We start from the raw sequence: 17,667 nt of genomic DNA on the forward strand, positions 1-17,667 counted from the left end.
CCGTACCGTTACGGCGATTGTGGGGGAGATATTAACCATTGAACGGTAATCACAGCCTATGAAAATGTTGAAGGAATCCCTCAAGAAGGTCTTGCCGCGGGACAGTATCGATAACCTCAAGACCTTGCAGAAGAGACTCGCCATGGGCTGGATCCGGGCGTTGTCGCGCTCGGCCATGTTGCGCCGTTTCCATTATTCGTTCTTCTCCTCGGCCTTCGACCGGGAAGCCTATGCAGTGGTCGTCGGCCACCTGCAGCATGAGCAGAACCTGTCCGGCGCCGAGCCGGTGAACTACTTCCTGCGCCGCGCCGTGCACCGCATCGAGAAAGGCCTGATCATGCAGCCGCGGCGTCAGGTGTTCGCCCTCGACTACATCAACGATACGGTCGACAGCTACATCGCCTCGCTCAATGGCAACGTCGATCGCGACGAGGTCAGCTGGGCCCACGACGTGCTCGCCGAATACTTTGCCGTCACCGGCGACCACCCGGTGCTCAACCGCGCCCGCGAGAAGTTCGCCCGTTTCGAGCGCCCCAGCGGCTCGCCCGCAACCCTGCGCCACCCGGATGCCGAGCGTGTGCCGTTCGCCGCCGACGTGAGCACGCCGAGCGTCGATTTCACCGCCATGCGTCAACTGGCGATGAAGCGTCGCTCAGTGCGCTGGTACCAGCAGGGCCGTCCGGTGCCGCGGGAGGTGATCGACAAGGCCGTGGAAGTCGCCGTGCAGTCGCCGAGCGCCTGTAACCGCCAGCCTTATCGCTTCGTGGTGTTCGATGACCCCGCCTCGGTGGCCCAGGCGTCGCGCCTGCCCATGGGCGTGGCCGGCTTCGATCATAATTTCCCGGCCATCGTCGCCGTGGTCGGTCGCCTGCGCGCCTATCCCCATGTGCGCGACCGCCACGTGATCTACATCGACGGCGCCCTGGCGGCAATGTCCTTCATGTTCGCGCTGGAGACCCAGGGCGTGTCGTCCTGCTCGATCAACTGGCCGGACATTCCCGAGCGTGAAGAGGCCGCGGCCAAGCTGCTCAAGCTCGACCCGGACGAGCGCATCGTGATGTTCATTTCCCTGGGCTACGCCGCCGATACCGGCCTGGTGCCGTACTCGCAGAAGCTCTCGCTGGAGGAAGCCCGCAGCTATATGCGCCTGGAGTCGCCCGCTCGATGAGTGCTTCGCGTGTCCAGGAGGGCATGAAGTACCTCCTCAACTCCGGCTGGATGCTGGCCGAGAAATTCCTCATGCTGGCCATCGGCCTGGCCACCACGGTGGTGCTGGCGCGCTACCTGGGGCCCGAGGATTTCGGTTACCTGAACTACGCGCTGGCGCTGCTGGGTCTGCTCAGCATCGTTGTGCACCTGGGGCTCACCGGCCTGGTGGTCAAGGAGCTGCGCAGCAACCCGGACAACGAGGACCAGATCCTCTCCACGGTATTCGTGATCAAGGTGGGCTGCTCGGTGATCGCCTTCGCGATCATGATGAGCACCTACCTGTTCGGCAACGACCAGAACTTCCTGGTGCTGCTGTTCACCGCCCTGGCGCTGTTCTTCACCCCGTTCGAAATGCTCATCGACTGGTTCCAGGCGCGGGTGCAGGCCAAGTACGCGGCGGTGGCCGGCTTCGTCGGCCAGCTGGGCGGCAACGGCCTGAAGATGATCCTGGCCATCGCCGGCGCGGGCCTGGTGTACATCGCCCTGGCCCACGTGGTGGTGGTGATGGTCACTTCGGCGATCCTGGTCTGCTACGCGGTGATGCTCAAGCGCGATTTCCGCTTCGACTTTTCCTGGCCACTGGGCAAGACGCTGCTCAAGAAGAGCTTCCTCATCTTCCTGGGCTCGCTGTCGGCGGTGATCTACCTCAAGGTCGACCAGATCATGCTGCAGTACATGCTCGGCGAGTACGCCGTGGGGGTGTATTCGGCGGCGTCGCGGCTGTCCGAGGCCTGGTACCTGATCCCGACCATTCTCATGGCGTCGGTCTTCCCGAAGATGATCGATCTGCACAAGACCGACACCGCCGGCTACAACCGCTTCATGCAGGTGGCGCTGGACGTGCTGTTCTTCATGGCCTTCGCCCTGGCCGTGGTGGTGTTCTTCCTTTCCGACTGGATCGTGCACCTGCTCTACGGCGCCCAGTACGTCGACGCCGGGCCGGTGCTGGCGATCCATATCTTCGCCGCGACCTTCGTGTTCATGCGCGCGCTGTTCAGCAAGTGGATCATCATCGAGGAAGCCTTCATCTTTTCCCTGGTCACCCAGGGCCTCGGCGCGCTGAGCAACATCGTGCTCAATTACTACCTCATCCAGAGCCACGGCGTGGTCGGCTCGGCCTGGGCGACGCTGATTTCCTATTCCATCGCCGGTTACGTGAGCTTGCTGCTGTCACGCAAGACACGGCCGCTGTTCATCATGATGACCAAGAGTATTTGCCTGCACGTGTTCATTAGCGTGCCCCAGTTGATTCGTGAATTCAGGAGAAGGTGATATGTACGTCGAGATCCGCAAGGCCGGTTTCGTCAACAAGGGGGCGGCACTGATGCTGCACGCCGCCCTGCAGCAAGTGCGCAAGAACCTGCCAGCTGCCAAGGTAGTGATGGAGCCGGGCCGGGCCAAGAGCCCTTATCCTTATTTCAACCGTGCGTCCCTGGGGCTGTACCAGAAGGCCTGGTTGTGGCGCAAAGGCATCCCGTTCGGTGACCTGGCGGCGGTGGTGCCGGCCGGTATCCGCGAGCAGTACGGCATCGTGCTCGACAAGGAAATCAACGTGGTGCTGGACGCCGCCGGCTTCGCCTACAGCGACCAGTGGGGCCCGGACCTGTCCGAGGAGCTGGCCCGTTCCAGCAAGCGCTGGAAGAAGCAGGGCTCCAAGGTGATTCTGCTGCCCCAGGCGTTCGGGCCGTTCCGCGACCCGCGTAGCCGCGAGGCGGTGAAGGCGTTCGTCGACAACTGCGACCTGATCTTCGCCCGCGAGCAGATCTCCTACGACTACCTGACCGAGATCGTCGGCGAGCGCGACAACATCAAGATCGCCCCGGACTTCACCAACCTGATCACCGGCCCGGTGCCGGACTACTTCGACCCTGAGATCCACCAGATCTGCCTGGTGCCCAACTGCCGTATGCTCGACAAGACCGACGACAGCGTCGCCAAGGGCTATGCGCCGTTCCTCGAGCGCGCAGCCAAGGCACTGGTAGAGCGTGGCGCCAAGCCGTTCCTGCTGATCCATGAAGGCGAGGGCGATGCGCGCCTGGCCGAGCAGGTTTCCAAAGCGGTAGGCGGCCTGCCGATCCTGCGCGAGACCGATCCGCTGGCCATCAAGGGCATCCTCGGCGCCTGCCGCGGCACCCTGGGCAGCCGCTTCCACGGCCTGGTCAGTGCGCTGTCACAGGGCGTGCCGTCGCTGGCCACCGGCTGGAGCCACAAGTACCAGATGCTGTTCGCCGATTACGGGTTCTCCGAGGGCGTGCTGGACATCAACCTGAGCGACGAGGAGCTCAACCGCGCCCTCGACAACCTTACCGATCCGGTGCAGATGCAGGCGCTGTCCGCGCGCCTCAATGCTCACTCGGCTGAGCTGAAGACCCGCACCCAGGCCATGTGGAACGAAGTGTTCGCGCTGATCGAGCAGGGCCGCAACGTACGCAGCGAGAAGCCGGTTGCCGTGGCAACTGGGCGTTAAACGGACGAGGGCGATGCCGCATCGGCGGCATCGCCTTTTCCAGCGTGCCAGACCAAGGTTCTTCGCTCTTTAGGGGAGCGCCTGGTTGATGCCGGACTGGCAAGTTTGTGTGCGTTGCCGATGGCTTGGCACTCTCCATTAGCACGCCGCCTGGCCGGGTGGGTTTCGCCCCTTACGGGCGACTCACTTTCTGTGCTTGTGCAAAGAAAGTAAGCAAAGAAACACACCCCTACATCCGGCCCCGGCTGCGCCGGGGTTCCCTCGCTCCATCACCACTCCAGGGGCACGCTGCGAAGGGCCATCCCTGGCCCATCGCAGCTCTCGCGACATCCATGTCGCTCAACCCCTTACATGGCGATTCCACTCGGCCTCCTGAAGGGGACCATGTCGCGAGCTTGCGACATCTGCGCAAGATCAAAGTCGGTAGCGTTTGGCTTTTGCTCTTGAAGCGCGATCTCACAGACGACGCCCAAGTCCCCTTCAGGAGGCCGAGTGGAGGTGTTGCGTAGGGGAGCGAGCCGCATGGATGCGGCGAGAGGCTTAATGGGCCAGGGATGGCCCATGTAAGCCGGCCCCCGGAGCGGCACCGGAGCGAGGGAAGTTTCGCGCAGCGAAACCCGGATGTCGGGGTGCCCTTCTTTGGCACACCTTTCTTGGGCAAGCAAGAAAGGTGTGGCGCCCGTAAGGGGCGCAACACAATGGTTCAGTAGACGCGGTAATGGATAGTGCCAAGCCAGTAAGTGATACGCACACAGACTTGCCAGCCCGGTACCAAGGCTGATTTTCCTGAGATACCACAAAAAAACGCCCGGACGATCACTCGTCCGGGCGTTCTAGTACCTGCAGTCGACCTCAGGACTTGCGGTCGTAGGCCCCTTGCTCGCTGACCGCGACCTTGCTGTCGCGACCGTTACGCACGATGTAGTAGAAGAACCGCGGAATGCCGATCACGTAGCGGGCGAACAGCCGGCGCGGCTCCATGAGCAGGCGATACGCCCATTCCATGCCGACCTTGCGCACCAGTTCGGGCGCCCGGTTGAAGCGCTGAGCGGCGAAATCCAGGATCGCGCCACCGCAGATCATCAGGGCAGGGCGGCTGAGGTTGCGCTGCAGGGTGACGGCCACCTCTTCCTGGCGTGGCATGCCCATGCCCATCACGATCAGCGGAATCTTGCCCGGCTGCAGGTGCTCAAGAACGAATTCCAGGTAGCGCTCCACGGGCTGGAAGCCGTCGATGGCATGGTAGTCACGACCGCGGAACAGGGCATTGGCGCCTTCGTCGGTCCACGGCTCGCAGGTACCCATGGCGAACAGCTGATACTGGTTGCTGCGCTCGCCCTGCAGGGCGTGCTCGATCAGCGCCGGAATGAAATCGGTACCGTTGAGGTTGGCGCCGGGCGCCAGGCCGTTCAGCTGGCAGGCCAGCTTGATGCCGATGCCATCGCGCAGCAGATGGTTGATCTGCAGGAAGTGGCGGCGTGCGCGCTTGTCCTGCTGGATCAGGTTGTAGCCATGCTGGTTGAGAAAACCAACGATGGTCGGTTTCTTCGGACTGCTCAAGTCTTCGAGCAACGGCGTCACATCATGTTCTTCCAGCAACTTCAGTTTGTGAATAACGGGGTCGTACAGGAGTTTGGAAGTTTTCACGGGCGAGCCTCGTTGTCGGAAAGTAGGAGAATTATCCGGAGTGTGTTCACGTGGGCTTCGCGCTTTGCTTGTTCTTGTAGAAAGTCCGTTTGATAGCGAAATGGGTGGCATTCCTTGCCCCATCGGGTGTGAACTGGCAGAGCCATGGGAGAGGTGGCGAACCACCCGGCGAAGGGGCCCCAGGGGGCCCCGGTGATGGGTGCCGGCGCAGTGAGCGCTGGCCCGGCCTCAGGCCGCGGAAACCTTGAGTTCCTTGACGCGGCCATAGTTGTCGGAGAAGCGGATGATATCGTCTTCGCCCAGGTACGTCCCGGACTGCACTTCGATCAGCTCGAGCGGAATCATGCCCGGGTTTTCCAGGGCATGGATCTGACCGATCGGAATGTAGGTCGACTGGTTTTCGGTGACCATGTAGGTCTCGTCGCCATTGGTCACCTGGGCGGTGCCACTGACCACGATCCAGTGCTCGGCGCGGTGGTGGTGCATCTGCACCGACAGCTTGGCGCCCGGCTTCACGGTGATGCGCTTGACCTGGTAGCGCGCGCCATTGTCGATGGAGTCGTACATGCCCCACGGGCGGTACACTTCGCGGTTGTTGAGGTGCTCGCAACGCTCCTCGCGCTTGAGCTGCTCGACGATGCGCTTGACCTCCTGGGCCTTGTCCTTGTGCGCGACCATGACGGTGTCCTTGGTCTCGACGATGATCAGGTCCTCGACGCCGACTGTGGTCACCAGGCGGTAGTCGGCGTGCACGTAGTTGTTCTGGCTGTCGTGGCTGAGCACGTCGCCCTTGTGCACGTTGCCCTGTTCGTCCTTGTCGCTGACGTCCCACAGCGCGGACCAGGAGCCGATATCGCTCCAGCCGGCATCCAGGGGCACCATCACCGCATCTTCGGTCTTTTCCATCACCGCGTAGTCGATGGAGTCTTCCGGGCAGGCGGCGAAGGCCTCCTTGCCGATGCGCACAAAGTGCATGTCTTCTTCGCTCTGCGCGGTGGCGCGGCGGCAGGCGTCGAGAATCTCCGGCTGCCAGCGCTGCAGCTCTTCGAGGTAGCGGCTGGCGCGGAACATGAACATGCCGCTGTTCCAGAAGTGCTCGCCGGAGGCCAGGTAGCGCTCGGCGGTTTCGCTGTCGGGTTTCTCGACGAACTTGGCGACGGTGAAGCCGCCTTCACCGGCGGCCGCACCTTTCTGCAGGTAGCCGTAGCCGGTTTCGGCATGGGTCGGCACGATGCCGAAGGTCACCAGTTTGCCGGCCTGGGCGAAGGGCAGGGCGGTTTCCACGGCGCGGTGGAAGGCGTCGACGTCCTTGATCAGGTGGTCGGCGGCGAGGATCAGCAGCACCGGGTCGTGTTCCTTTTCCAGCGCCTTGATCGCGGCCAGGGCAACCGCCGGCGCGGTGTTGCGGCCTACCGGCTCGAGCAGGATGCTGGCGTTGTCGATGCCTAGGGTGCGCAGCTGTTCGGCGGCGAGGAAACGGTGCTCCTCGTTGCAGATCAGGCACGGCTGGCTGGCCTTCAGGCCGTCCAGGCGGCGAATGGTCGCCTGCAGCATGGACAGCGAGTCATCGGCGATCGGCAGGAACTGCTTGGGGTTGAGTTGGCGCGAAAGCGGCCACAGGCGCGAGCCATTACCGCCGGAAAGAATGACAGGAATCATCGTGGAGCTCCTCCCATGAAGAGTGATTGCCGAAGTTTGAATTCCCTGAGCAGGATCGGCAGGATCAGGAACGCGTCGCGGACGTAACGGCCGACCAGACGGCGTGGTTCGGTATAAGCGCGGTGCAGCCATTCCAGCGAATAACGCTGCATCCACATCGGGGCGCGGCGCAGCTTGCCGGACAGGAAATTGATCGAGGCGCCCACGCACAGGCCGATGCCGACGGCCTGGTCGGTCTCGAAGATCTTGTGGGCGAGAATTTCCTGGCGCGGGCAGCCCACCGACAGCACCACCAGGTGCGAGGGGTGCTCGACGACGAAGGACAGGCAGGCCTGGATCGCTTCTTCGCTGTCGATGAAACCCATCGGCGGGTTGTGGTGGTGGAAGGTGATATTGGGGAAGCGTTCACGCAGCCGGGCGATGTCATCGTCTTCGCAGCCGATGATGGTCACGTCCCAGGCGCGCTCCTCGGCAATGCCGATCAGCTCGGCGGTCAGGGTGCTGCCGGGGATGGCGTCCTCGACCGGCACCTTGAGCATGCGCAGCAGTGGCAACAGCACGCGGCTGTCGCAGATGCGGTGACGCGCCACGGCGTAGGCGCGCTTGAGGTCGCGGTCGGTTTCCAGCTGCACCACGTGATTCACGTTGGGCGTCACGATGTAGCTGTACTTGTCGGTGCTGTGCTCAACCAGGTCCTCGATCAGGCGATCCTTGGTGCCAGCGTAGAACTCGATGTCAAAGGCCTTCATCAACACCTCTTTGCGCCACTGGCGCGTATCACGGACGGGCAACGGCTGTTGTTGCTCGCGATTCATTTGCCCAAGGCCGCTTTCAGCAGTTTGCTGTGGGTATGCACGTAGTGCAGGACATACAAAGAGATACTGTGCAACGGCGATAGTTTCATGACCTCCCGACGAATGCGCATGTCTTCCTTGAGCGCGTCGAAACGACGGCTGGTGGAAACCCCGGTGGTGTCGAAAATGCACAGCGGCGAATCGATCTTCAGCACGTCGCGCTGGTGATCCTGGCCCTGCAGGAATTCGACGATCATGCAGTAGTCCGCCGAGAGCTTGAAATCGTCGCGAAAGCGCACGTTGCGCAGCCGCTCGTTCTCGAAGTACATGGCCTGGTGGCTGGACGGCATGCCCAGCACCAGGTGCTCGATCTTCTTCGCCTTCTGCGGGGTGAGGCGACCTTCGGCGTTCTGCAGGTAATAATCACCGTAGACGTAACGTGGCTTGCTCTGTGCCTTGTCGATGGCGTCGGCGACCTTCTGCAGCACGTTCTCGTCGTAGAAGAAGTCGCCGCTGTTGAGGAACAGGGTGTAGCCCTCGGTCGCCGAGCCCTTGATCAGGCCCTTGTTCATGGCGTCGTAGAGGCCCTTGTCACGCTCGCAGGTGATCTCGGCATAGGGCTCGTCGATGGTCGCCAGCCACTCGGCGCCGCCGTCCGTGGAGGCGCCGTCGACGACGATCCAGCGGAAGTTGCGGTAGGTCTGGGCAGCCACACTCTGGTAGGTCTGCTTGAGACCCTCCAGGTTATTCCAGTTGATGGTTACGATACTGAATTGGGTCATGGCGTGTGCCTCTGATCTCACGAGTCGGGGATGCTTGCGCGGCGTAGGCGCGGGAGTAGTACAGGAAGCAGGCGGCGCCGATGCCCAGAATATCGCCGCCGTACATCAGGGAGTTGGACAGGAACATGTTGAGCATCTGGAACCAGAAGATCAGCTGGAAGGCGCTGAGCAGCGGGCCCTTGTTGGGGCAGCGCTTCATGATGCGCAGGTAGCCGACGTAGAAGATCAGCGCGATCAGCGGCGTGAGGAACCCGTAGCGGTAGTACACGCCGAAGATGCCCACGTCCGACAGGTAGAAGTGCGGGTTGTAGAGGGCGCTGAAACCGCCTTTCCACTGCAGCGACAGCGAGCCCATGCCGATGTACAGGTTGTCCGCCACCGCGCCGATGATGATGGACGTGGTGTTGTCGCGCACGCCCGGGCCGGTGGTGGCTTCGTCGAGCAACGCCTGGAACTTGTCGAACTGGGCGTAGTAGAACTCCGGGAACATGAAGAACGAGGCCACCAGGATGGTCGCGGCCAGCAGGCCCAGCTTGAGCAGCGAGTCGATGCGGTCGCGGAAGATCCACAGACCGGCCAGGCACCAGATGATCATGGTCTGGCGGGTCTGCAGCACCAGCCACAGGTAGGACGCGAAGAACAGCAGGGTGCAGACCTTGGGCAGCGAGATACGGTCCTTCATGCTGTACATCAGCATGAAGGCGCAGATGGTCACGTAGCTCGAGCCGATGCGGAAGCGATTGGGGCGCAGCAGCACGTCGCCGGCGTCCTTGGCATCCACGGTAAAGGACACGTTGGTGTTTTCCGGGATGATCCCGAAGTAGTAGCAGTAGCCCACGAAGGCGCAGGCCAGGCCCGAGTAGAGAAAGAAGGTCTCCAGGTGCTTCTGGGTGGGCGCGGTCTTGATCATCAGGAACAGCGCCGGGAAGAACACCAGGTAGGCGAAGCTGCGGCGCTCCTCGAGCAGGCCGTAGATGAACGGCTGGTCGAAGTTGAGCTCGGCCATGATCGCCGAGACGACCGGCAGCACCAGGCCCATGAAGATGATCCACAGGCTGGTCTTGGACTGGTAGATACGCTTCCAGACCAGGAACAGTGCCCCGGAGGCGCCCAGCAGCCCGAGCAGCCACAGCTCGCGCAGGTAGGGGATGCCAGCCTTCTTGTCGTCGGTCAGAAAGAAACAGGCCGAGTTCAGGACAAACAAGATCAGCAGCAGATTGCGGTATGCCAGGAGTTGCTTGAACAAGCTCGCCTTCCCATATCGAAATTGTCTTGGCTCGCAGGCGCCGCCGCGTAGGCGTGGCTCGCGAGGTATCTAGTACAGCGCCTGCAAATAGTCGCGGGTATTGCTGTGGATGCGCGGTTCGTCGCGCATCTGCTCGATCGGCCACCAGCGGTAGCGACCATGTTGCACGCTGGGCGGCTGCAGGCTCTGCCGTGCGCCCAGTTCCAGGGCGTAGGCGATGACCACGTAGTGGGCGTCCGGCGACTCGCCGAACACGCTGTCGTCATAGAAGTGCTCGTACACCCCGAGCAGCCTGCCCTGGTCACGGCTGAACGCCTGGCCCAGTTCTTCCCGGGTCAGGCGCGCGAACGCCGCGTCCAGGGTTTCGTTCTTCAGAATCCGCCCGCCCGGGGCGAACCAGCTGCCCTGGGCGGGGCGGTTGAGCCGCTCGCCCAGCAGCAGTTCGCCCTGGGGGTTGCGTACCAGCAGGTCGATGGACACCAGCGGCGTGCTGGCGACCACCGTCCTGAAGGTGTCGGCCGGCAGGAACATGTCAGCCCCGTACGTCGTCGATGTTGTCGACGAACCAGCGGTAGGCATCACGCAGACCGGTTTCCAGATCGATGCTCGCCGTCCAGCCGAGCTTGGCCAGGCGCGACACGTCCATCAGCTTGCGCGGCGTGCCGTCGGGCTTGCTGGCGTCGAAGGTCAGGCGACCCTGGAACTCGGTGACCCGCGCGATGGTTTCGGCCAGCTCGCGAATGGTGCAATCCTGGCCGGTGCCGACGTTGATGTGCGAAAGCATCGGCTGGGTGTGCGCCTGGTACGTGGCTTCATCCAGATTCATCACGTGGACGCTGGCCGCGGCCATGTCGTCGACGTGCAGGAACTCGCGCATCGGCGTGCCGCTGCCCCAGATCACCACTTCATCGTCGCCGCGCAGGGTCGCTTCGTGGAAGCGACGCAGCAGGGCGGGGATGACGTGGCTGTTTTCCGGGTGGTAGTTGTCGTGGGGGCCGTACAGGTTGGTCGGCATCACGCTGCGGTAGTCGCGACCATGCTGGCGGTTGTAGCTCTCGCACAGCTTGATCCCGGCGATCTTGGCGATCGCGTAGGGCTCGTTGGTCGGCTCCAGCACGCCGGTCAGCAGCGCTTCCTCACGCATCGGCTGCTCGGCATGCTTGGGGTAGATGCACGAGCTGCCCAGCGACAGCAGCTTCTGCACGCCGGCCTCGTGGGCGGCGTTGATGACGTTGGCCTCGATCATCAGGTTCTGGTAGATGAAGTCGGCCGGGTACTGGTTGTTGGCGTGAATGCCGCCGACCTTCGCTGCGGCCAGGTAGACCTGGTCGATGCGTTGCTCGGCGAAGAAGCGTTTCACGCTGGCCGCATCGACCAGGTCCACGCTTTCGCGCGGCGCCGTGACGATGCTCTGGTAGCCCAGGCTCTGCAGGTGGCGCACGATCGCCGAACCGACCATCCCGCGATGGCCGGCGACGAAGACGCGCTGGTTGACAAGCGCGCTCATGCTCAGTTCTCCACGGAGACTGGCAGTTCGTGGCCGTGCTCCTTGAGCAGGGCGTGGCGCTGGGCGACCTTGAGGTCTTCGCTGACCATCTCGGCGCACATTTCCTGCACGGTGATCTCCGGGGTCCAGCCCAGTTTGGTCTTGGCCTTGGTGGGGTCGCCCAGCAGGGTTTCCACTTCGGCAGGGCGGAAGTAGCGCGGGTCGACACGCACGATCACGTCACCGACCTTCAGGGCCGGCGCCTTGTCGCCATCGATGCGCTCGACGATGCCTTGCTCGTCCACGCCGCTGCCTTCGAAGCGCAGGTGCACGCCCAGCTCGGCCGCCGACCAGGTGATGAATTCACGTACCGAGTACTGCACGCCGGTGGCGATCACGAAGTCGTCCGGTTGCTCCTGCTGCAGCATCATCCACTGCATGCGCACGTAGTCCTTGGCATGGCCCCAGTCACGCAGCGCGTCCATGTTGCCCATGTACAGGCAAGGCTCCAGACCCTGGGCGATGTTGGCCAGGCCGCGGGTGATCTTGCGGGTCACGAAGGTCTCGCCACGGCGCGGCGACTCGTGGTTGAAGAGGATGCCGTTGCACGCGTACATGCCATAGGCTTCGCGGTAGTTGACGGTGATCCAGTAGGCGTACAGCTTGGCGACCGCATAGGGCGAGCGCGGGTAGAAGGGGGTGGTTTCCTTCTGCGGGATTTCCTGCACCAGGCCGTACAGCTCGGAGGTGGAGGCCTGGTAGAAACGGGTTTTCTTTTCCAGCCCCAGCAGGCGGATGGCCTCGAGGATACGCAGGGTGCCCATGGCATCGACGTCGGCGGTGTATTCCGGGGCTTCGAAGCTCACTGCAACGTGGGATTGCGCGCCGAGGTTGTAGACCTCGTCAGGCTGCACTTCCTGAATGATGCGGGTCAGGTTGGACGAGTCGTTGAGGTCGCCGTAATGCAGGATGAAGTTCTGGTTGTCGACATGCGGATCCTGGTAGATGTGGTCCACACGCTGGGTGTTGAAGGACGACGCGCGGCGTTTGATGCCATGCACCTGGTAACCCTTTTCCAGCAGGAACTCGGCGAGGTAGGAACCGTCCTGACCTGTGATACCGGTGATGAGTGCTTTTTTCTGTGCCATTGCCAATTACCTGCGATGTCCAATTGATTAGAGAGCTGTAGCCAAATCGCTGCGCGCGGTCGGTGGATCAGGCGCGCTTGAGCAGCATTTGCAGACGTTCCATGACGCCGAGAAAAATGATCCGTACCGACGGAAACTTGTAGAAGAAACGGTAGATGTCGTACTCCGCTTTCTGCCGCACTTTGCTGTCGCTGGTGAGGTCGGCGGAGTCGATCAGGGCCAGGCCCTCACCTTCGATGTTGTGCAGGATGCTCAGTTCCATGGGCTTCATGGAAAGGGCGAAATTGTGCAGCCCGCGGGCGTGGGTACGGGTCAATTGCAGGCCTTTGCAGGTCTTGCTGCCGTACAGATTCACCGTGAAGTCGTAGTCGGCGAGCAGCGGGTTGCGGCGCTTGATGCACGACGGCAGCAGTTCGCAGTAGGCGTCGTAGACCGACAGACTGTCCTCGCGGCGAGGGAAGTTGTAGTCCATCGCTTTCTGCTGGATCGGCACCTGGAAGCGCGACGAGGCGATGTTGAAGTGTTGGCCCGGGTCGCCGAAGTTGGTGGTCAGCGAGCGGAACGGGTACACGAAGTACAGGTCCCGGGAAATGATGTAGGCGGTGTACAGCTTGAGCCACGAGGACTCCGGCCAGCCGCGGATGTCCGCCGGGATGCCGTCGATGTGGCTGATGTCGGTGCCGTTGCTTTCCAGCCACTGACGAAAACCCTGCCAGTGCCGACGCGACCAGGCCTGGCCCCAGGAGGCGGCCATCTGGATGAAGTGCACGTGGGCGTCGCCATCGTCGACCGGCATGAAGGGCAGGTCGACGGTCTGGCTGAACTGCACGCTGTACAGGCTGATACCGGCCACGCCGGCGTCATCGGCATAGGCCTGCAGGGCCTTGTGGGTGTAGGCGTAGAAGAATGGTGAAACGAACAGATCGTCCTCGAGGATGATCACGTCGCCGTACTGCTCGGTCAGGTCGCCACAGCTCAGCACGTGCTGGCGCAGGCCGAGGCGCTGCGGGTGGGCGATGATGCGTTTTTCCCCGTGGGGCCAGTCGAACGCTTCGGCGACCTGGCGCGGCTCCGGGTTGCCGGAGTTGTCGAGGCTGATCACCAGGCGCACGTTGCCTTCGGGGTACTGCGCCTGGATCAGGGAGCCCAGCAGACGGCTGAGGCTCTTGGGGCGGTTGTAGCCGATGACGACGATAGTGGGCAATTGTTCGGTCATAGGATCGAAGCCGGTCTCTGTGGAAAAAGGGTTGAGCCGATCACGGCAGGCACCCCACGCCGGGCACCGCTTCGCACGCCTGAGCAGGTGCTAGGCGGGTGGCGGTGGCAGGCGAGGTGTGCAGCGTGCTGGCCCGGCGCAAAAGGTTCTGCGCCGCGCTGCTGCCGGCACGCCTGGTGGGCGTGCAGGGCAGGGTGGGCCGAGAGGGTGAGAGTGATGACGTCCATGTCAGCGGCGGCTCAGCCGTTCACTTGTTTACGGCCAATGCCGTAGTAGTCGAAGCCTTCGCGGTTCACCTGGCCGAGGTCGTACTGGTTGCGGCCGTCGATGATCACCGGCTGCTTGAGCAGCTTCTTCAGCGCCTTGAAGTCAGGACGACGGAACGGCTTCCACTCGGTCACCAGCACCAGGGCGTCGGCATCGATGGCGGCCTCGTACTGGCCGTCGACGATCTGCAGGCGACCTTCGCTGAACCAGTGCTCCGGGAACTCGCGCGCGGCGGTTTCACGGGCGATCGGGTCGAAGGCTTTGACCTTGGCACCGGCGTTGATCAGGCTGTTGATCAGCACCACGCTGGGTGCTTCGCGCATGTCGTCGGTACCGGGCTTGAACGCCAGGCCCCAGACCGCGAAGGTGCGGCCCTTGAGGTCGCCGTCGAAGTGGGCGGCCAGCTTGTTGAACAGCGACTGCTTCTGCTGGTCGTTGCGCGCCTCGACGGCCTGCAGCAGCTTGGGCTCGAAGTCGTTCTGGTGGGCGATGCTGATCAGCGCCTTGACGTCCTTCGGGAAGCACGAGCCGCCATAACCGCAGCCGGCGTAGATGAAGTGGTAGCCGATGCGCTGGTCGGAGCCGATACCCAGGCGCACGTTCTCGATGTCCACGTCGAGGCGGTCGCAGAGGCTGGCGATCTCGTTCATGAAGGAGATCTTGGTGGCCAGCATGGCGTTGGCCGCGTACTTGGTCATTTCCGCATCGCGCACGCCCATGAACTTGATGCGCGGGTTGTTGCGGATGAAGGGGGCGTACAGCTCGCTCATCACCTGGCGGGCGCGCTCGCTGTCGGTGCCGACGATGATGCGGTCCGGGTGCATGAAGTCGTCGACCGCAGCGCCTTCCTTGAGGAATTCCGGGTTGGAGACCACATCGAAACTGATGGTCTTGCCGCGCAGCTCGAGCTGCTCGAGGATCTCGGCGCGTACCAGGTCGGCGGTGCCTACCGGCACGGTGGACTTGTTGATCACGGTGGTGTGGCGGGTCATCAGGCTGCCGATCTGGCGCGCCACTTCCAGCACGTAGCGCAGGTCGGCCGAGCCGTCTTCGCCGGGCGGCGTGCCGACGGCGATGAAGATGATGTCCGATTGCTCCATCGCTTCCGGCAGCGCGGTGGTGAACAGCAGGCGACCGGCCTCGAAGTTCTCTTCCACCACGGTCTCCAGACCCGGCTCGTAAATCGGCAGGATGCCTTTCTTGAGGTTCTCGATCTTTTTCGGATCGACATCCACGCAGACAACCGTGTTGCCCATCTCGGCGATGCAGGCGCCGGTGACGAGGCCGACGTAGCCGGTTCCAACGACAGTGATATTCATGGATAAACTTTCCTTGAGTGAGCGTTAATCGTTACGTGCGCCAAAGGGGCGCGTTCAATAAATGTCGCGCGAGAACAGGGTGAAGGGCGTCTTCACCAGGATCTTGATGTCCAGCCAGAGGGACCAGTTGTTGATGTAGGCCAGGTCCTTCTCCACGCGCTGCTGCATTTTTTCCAGGGTTTCGGTTTCACCACGGTGACCGGTCACCTGGGCCAGGCCGGTGATGCCGGGCTTGAGGCGGTGGCGGGCCATGTAGGCGAGGATCTTGTCGCTGTAGTAGTTGTTGTGGGCCACGGCGTGCGGGCGCGGACCCACCAGGGACATCTCGCCGCGCAGCACATTGATCAGCTGCGGCAGTTCGTCGATCGAGGTGCGGCGCAGGAAGCGGCCGACCGGGGTGATGCGCGGGTCTTCACGGGTCGCCTGCTTGACGACCTTGTCGTCGTGCATGCGCATGGAGCGGAATTTCCACACCAGGATCACCCCGCCGTTCCAGCCATGACGCGGCTGCAGGAAGAACACCGGGCCGGGCGAGGAAAGCTTCACGGCAATGGCCGCGACGAGGAACACCGGGCTCAGGGCCACCAACGCCAGGAAGGCCAGGGTGCGGTCCATCAGCTCCTTGCTGAATACCGCGGCCGGGTGCGAGCTGATCGGGCTTTCGTTGAGGTAGATGGCCGGCAACTGCTCGATCTGCGAGATCGACTGATTGAGCAGCGGCATGCTGCCGAAGTCCGGCACCCAGACCACGTCGACGCTCATGTCCAGCAGGTCGATGTAGAGCTTCTCGATGTGCGAGATCTCGTCCAGGGTCAGGGCGATGTACACGCGGCGCACGCCATGCTGCTCGGTGACGTCACGCAATTCCTGCAGCTTGCCGAGGATCGGGAAACGCCCGTCCTGGGTCTGGGCGTCGTCGCTGGAGGCGATCAGGCCGACCAGGGGTACGCGGTTGTTGGCGGTCAGGCGCTCGGCCAGCTCGTGGGCCTTCTCGCCCGAGCCGATGATCAGCGAGACGCGCTCGTTGCGCAGCTTCTCCGAGTGCAGGCGGGCGAAGTAGCGCAGCGGGATGAAGGCGATGGCCTGGGCCAGGAAGCCCAGCAGCGCCCACTCGCGCATGATCTCGAAGGAGAAGCGATCCAGGCTCTGGCTGAAGTAGGCGATGAACAACAGGCCCGCCAGTAGCGTCAACCAGCCGGCCAGCAGGTGAGCCAGGCCGGTCAGGTAGCCGAAGCGCTTGTGGTAGACGCGCAGCATGCCGTAGGCCGGTACCGAGCCCAGCACCGTGAGGACGATCAGCAGGCGGTACTCGGTGGGCACGTCGCCGTAGCGTTGAACCACCAGGTAGCAGAGCAGCATGCTGACCAGAGTAATGGCGCAGGTCCATTGACCCCAGAACGTGAGTCCCCTGCGGTTCTCGGCAGGATTGATCCGTTTGGAAATCATTTGCGGCGATCCTCGTGCAAATCTTCGATGAAGTAAGTGGCCTCCGGAGAACGCACGAGAGGCGACATGTCCTTGGTTGATGCGGTGGCGGGCGTGCCCAGGGTCGTGCAGCGCATCAGCGCCTGCTGAAAGGGTTGCGCCCTGAAACTGAACTCTCGACGCATGGTTTTCCAACCTCCAACAAATACGAATCCTGCGGCCTGAACCGACAGGCACGCGTTATCAGGCAGTCAACTAAGCGAAATGCTGGTGTGCGATGCGCCAGGGCGTGTCGATGACCAGACGTTCGGCCTCTCTCTCGCCCAGGATCCGGGCGGCTTGCAGGAGACCTTCTTGTAATAGGGGAGGGCGGTGATCCAGGTTGTGGGCATCAGTCGCCATAATGCTGACCACGCGATTGCTCAGCAGTTCGTGAGCCAGGTGCATTGCCCGTTCGCCAAAACGACCAGCGGCAGAGGCGGCCGTTACCTGCAGCAGGCAGCCCTGCTCGATGAACGGCTTGAGCTTGCTCGGGTTGTTCATCAGCGCCTTGTTGCGCTCCGGGTGGGCGATGATCGGCACCACGCCCTTGTCCAGCAGCCATTGGGTCAGGCGCTCGGCACCAAAGGGCATTTCCCCGTGGGGAAACTCCAGCAGCAGCACCTTCTTGCCTTGCCACTGGCCGAGAAACGGAATGCTGCCGTCCAGCACGCGGGTCATCAGCTCGCCGGAGAAGCGCACCTCGGCGGCGGCGCCGACCTTCAGGTCGATGCCGGCCTCCTGCAGCGCGGCATTGAAGCGGCTGCAGGTCTCGGCGATGTTGCGGCTGTCGTTGTCGTAGCGGCCGATATGGATGTGCGGCGTGCAGACCACGTGGCTGATGCCGTTGGCCACCGCCAGGCGGGCCATGTCCAGCGCGGTCGGCAGGTCTGCCGGGCCGTCGTCGATGCCCGGCAGCAGGTGATTATGCAGATCGATCATCGGGCACCTCCTGCTGTCATG

Annotated in this window: 16 protein-coding genes; 3 read left to right on the forward strand and 13 right to left on the reverse strand. The window is 62.9% G+C overall.

Annotation, left to right across the window (positions count from 1 at the left end):
* Positions 1 to 58 precede the first annotated feature (58 nt).
* The 3 genes from K8U54_RS20630 to K8U54_RS20640 are packed head-to-tail and all read left to right on the forward strand — an operon-like array spanning position 59 to position 3,676.
* Positions 59 to 1,168 carry a nitroreductase family protein gene (locus K8U54_RS20630; protein WP_249907550.1) on the forward strand — a complete coding sequence of 370 codons (1,110 nt, stop codon included), beginning with the start codon at positions 59 to 61 and terminating at the stop codon, positions 1,166 to 1,168.
* A complete protein-coding gene (locus K8U54_RS20635) occupies positions 1,165 to 2,481 on the forward strand; it encodes a flippase (protein ID WP_249907551.1) in 1,317 nt (438 codons plus the stop codon). Before K8U54_RS20630 ends, K8U54_RS20635 begins: the two co-directional genes overlap by 4 nt.
* 1 nt (position 2,482) lies before the next feature.
* Positions 2,483 to 3,676: a polysaccharide pyruvyl transferase family protein gene (locus tag K8U54_RS20640; RefSeq protein ID WP_249907552.1), complete on the forward strand. Its 1,194-nt coding sequence runs from the start codon at positions 2,483 to 2,485 to the stop codon at positions 3,674 to 3,676.
* A gap of 852 nt (positions 3,677 to 4,528) precedes the next feature.
* On the opposite strand, the gene K8U54_RS20645 is transcribed toward K8U54_RS20640, so the two are convergent.
* The 13 genes from K8U54_RS20645 to K8U54_RS20705 form a co-directional block, all read right to left on the reverse strand.
* Complete coding sequence (locus K8U54_RS20645) at positions 4,529 to 5,323, reverse strand: WecB/TagA/CpsF family glycosyltransferase (RefSeq protein ID WP_249907553.1); 795 nt, start codon at positions 5,321 to 5,323, stop codon at positions 4,529 to 4,531.
* A 228-nt stretch (positions 5,324 to 5,551) separates the two neighbouring features.
* A complete protein-coding gene (locus K8U54_RS20650; protein WP_249907554.1) occupies positions 5,552 to 6,982 on the reverse strand; it encodes a mannose-1-phosphate guanylyltransferase/mannose-6-phosphate isomerase in 1,431 nt (476 codons plus the stop codon).
* Positions 6,979 to 7,731 carry a WecB/TagA/CpsF family glycosyltransferase gene (locus K8U54_RS20655; RefSeq protein ID WP_249907555.1) on the reverse strand — a complete coding sequence of 251 codons (753 nt, stop codon included), beginning with the start codon at positions 7,729 to 7,731 and terminating at the stop codon, positions 6,979 to 6,981. The genes K8U54_RS20650 and K8U54_RS20655 overlap by 4 nt, the downstream gene beginning before the upstream one ends.
* Before the next feature lie 62 nt (positions 7,732 to 7,793).
* The gene (locus tag K8U54_RS20660) at positions 7,794 to 8,558 is read right to left on the reverse strand and encodes a glycosyltransferase (RefSeq protein ID WP_249907556.1); all 765 of its coding nucleotides are present in this window, start codon (positions 8,556 to 8,558) and stop codon (positions 7,794 to 7,796) included.
* Positions 8,521 to 9,804, reverse strand: a complete 1,284-nt coding sequence (locus K8U54_RS20665; protein WP_249907557.1) for a hypothetical protein — start codon at positions 9,802 to 9,804, stop codon at positions 8,521 to 8,523. Before K8U54_RS20665 ends, K8U54_RS20660 begins: the two co-directional genes overlap by 38 nt.
* 69 nt (positions 9,805 to 9,873) lie before the next feature.
* Complete coding sequence (locus tag K8U54_RS20670; protein WP_249907558.1) at positions 9,874 to 10,335, reverse strand: GDP-mannose mannosyl hydrolase; 462 nt, start codon at positions 10,333 to 10,335, stop codon at positions 9,874 to 9,876.
* A gap of 1 nt (position 10,336) precedes the next feature.
* On the reverse strand, positions 10,337 to 11,311 hold the full coding sequence (gene fcl / locus K8U54_RS20675; protein ID WP_249907559.1) for a GDP-L-fucose synthase: 975 nt from the start codon (positions 11,309 to 11,311) through the stop codon (positions 10,337 to 10,339).
* Between the two features lie 2 nt (positions 11,312 to 11,313).
* Entirely contained in the window at positions 11,314 to 12,438 is a 1,125-nt protein-coding gene (gmd, locus tag K8U54_RS20680) for a GDP-mannose 4,6-dehydratase (protein WP_249907560.1), read from the reverse strand.
* 67 nt (positions 12,439 to 12,505) lie between these two features.
* Positions 12,506 to 13,654: a glycosyltransferase gene (locus K8U54_RS20685; RefSeq protein ID WP_249907561.1), complete on the reverse strand. Its 1,149-nt coding sequence runs from the start codon at positions 13,652 to 13,654 to the stop codon at positions 12,506 to 12,508.
* Positions 13,655 to 13,893: 239 nt separating this feature from the next.
* Positions 13,894 to 15,240, reverse strand: coding sequence for a UDP-glucose dehydrogenase family protein (locus K8U54_RS20690; protein ID WP_249907562.1), 1,347 nt, complete (start codon positions 15,238 to 15,240; stop codon positions 13,894 to 13,896).
* A 54-nt stretch (positions 15,241 to 15,294) separates the two neighbouring features.
* Positions 15,295 to 16,686, reverse strand: coding sequence for an undecaprenyl-phosphate glucose phosphotransferase (locus tag K8U54_RS20695; protein WP_249907563.1), 1,392 nt, complete (start codon positions 16,684 to 16,686; stop codon positions 15,295 to 15,297).
* On the reverse strand, positions 16,683 to 16,850 hold the full coding sequence (locus tag K8U54_RS20700; RefSeq protein WP_249907564.1) for a hypothetical protein: 168 nt from the start codon (positions 16,848 to 16,850) through the stop codon (positions 16,683 to 16,685). The genes K8U54_RS20695 and K8U54_RS20700 overlap by 4 nt, the downstream gene beginning before the upstream one ends.
* 70 nt (positions 16,851 to 16,920) lie before the next feature.
* A complete protein-coding gene (locus K8U54_RS20705; protein WP_249907565.1) occupies positions 16,921 to 17,646 on the reverse strand; it encodes a tyrosine-protein phosphatase in 726 nt (241 codons plus the stop codon).
* Positions 17,647 to 17,667 lie beyond the last annotated feature (21 nt).

Source organism: Pseudomonas fulva, from assembly GCF_023517795.1.
GTDB classification, from domain to species: Bacteria; Pseudomonadota; Gammaproteobacteria; order Pseudomonadales; family Pseudomonadaceae; genus Aquipseudomonas; species Aquipseudomonas fulva_D.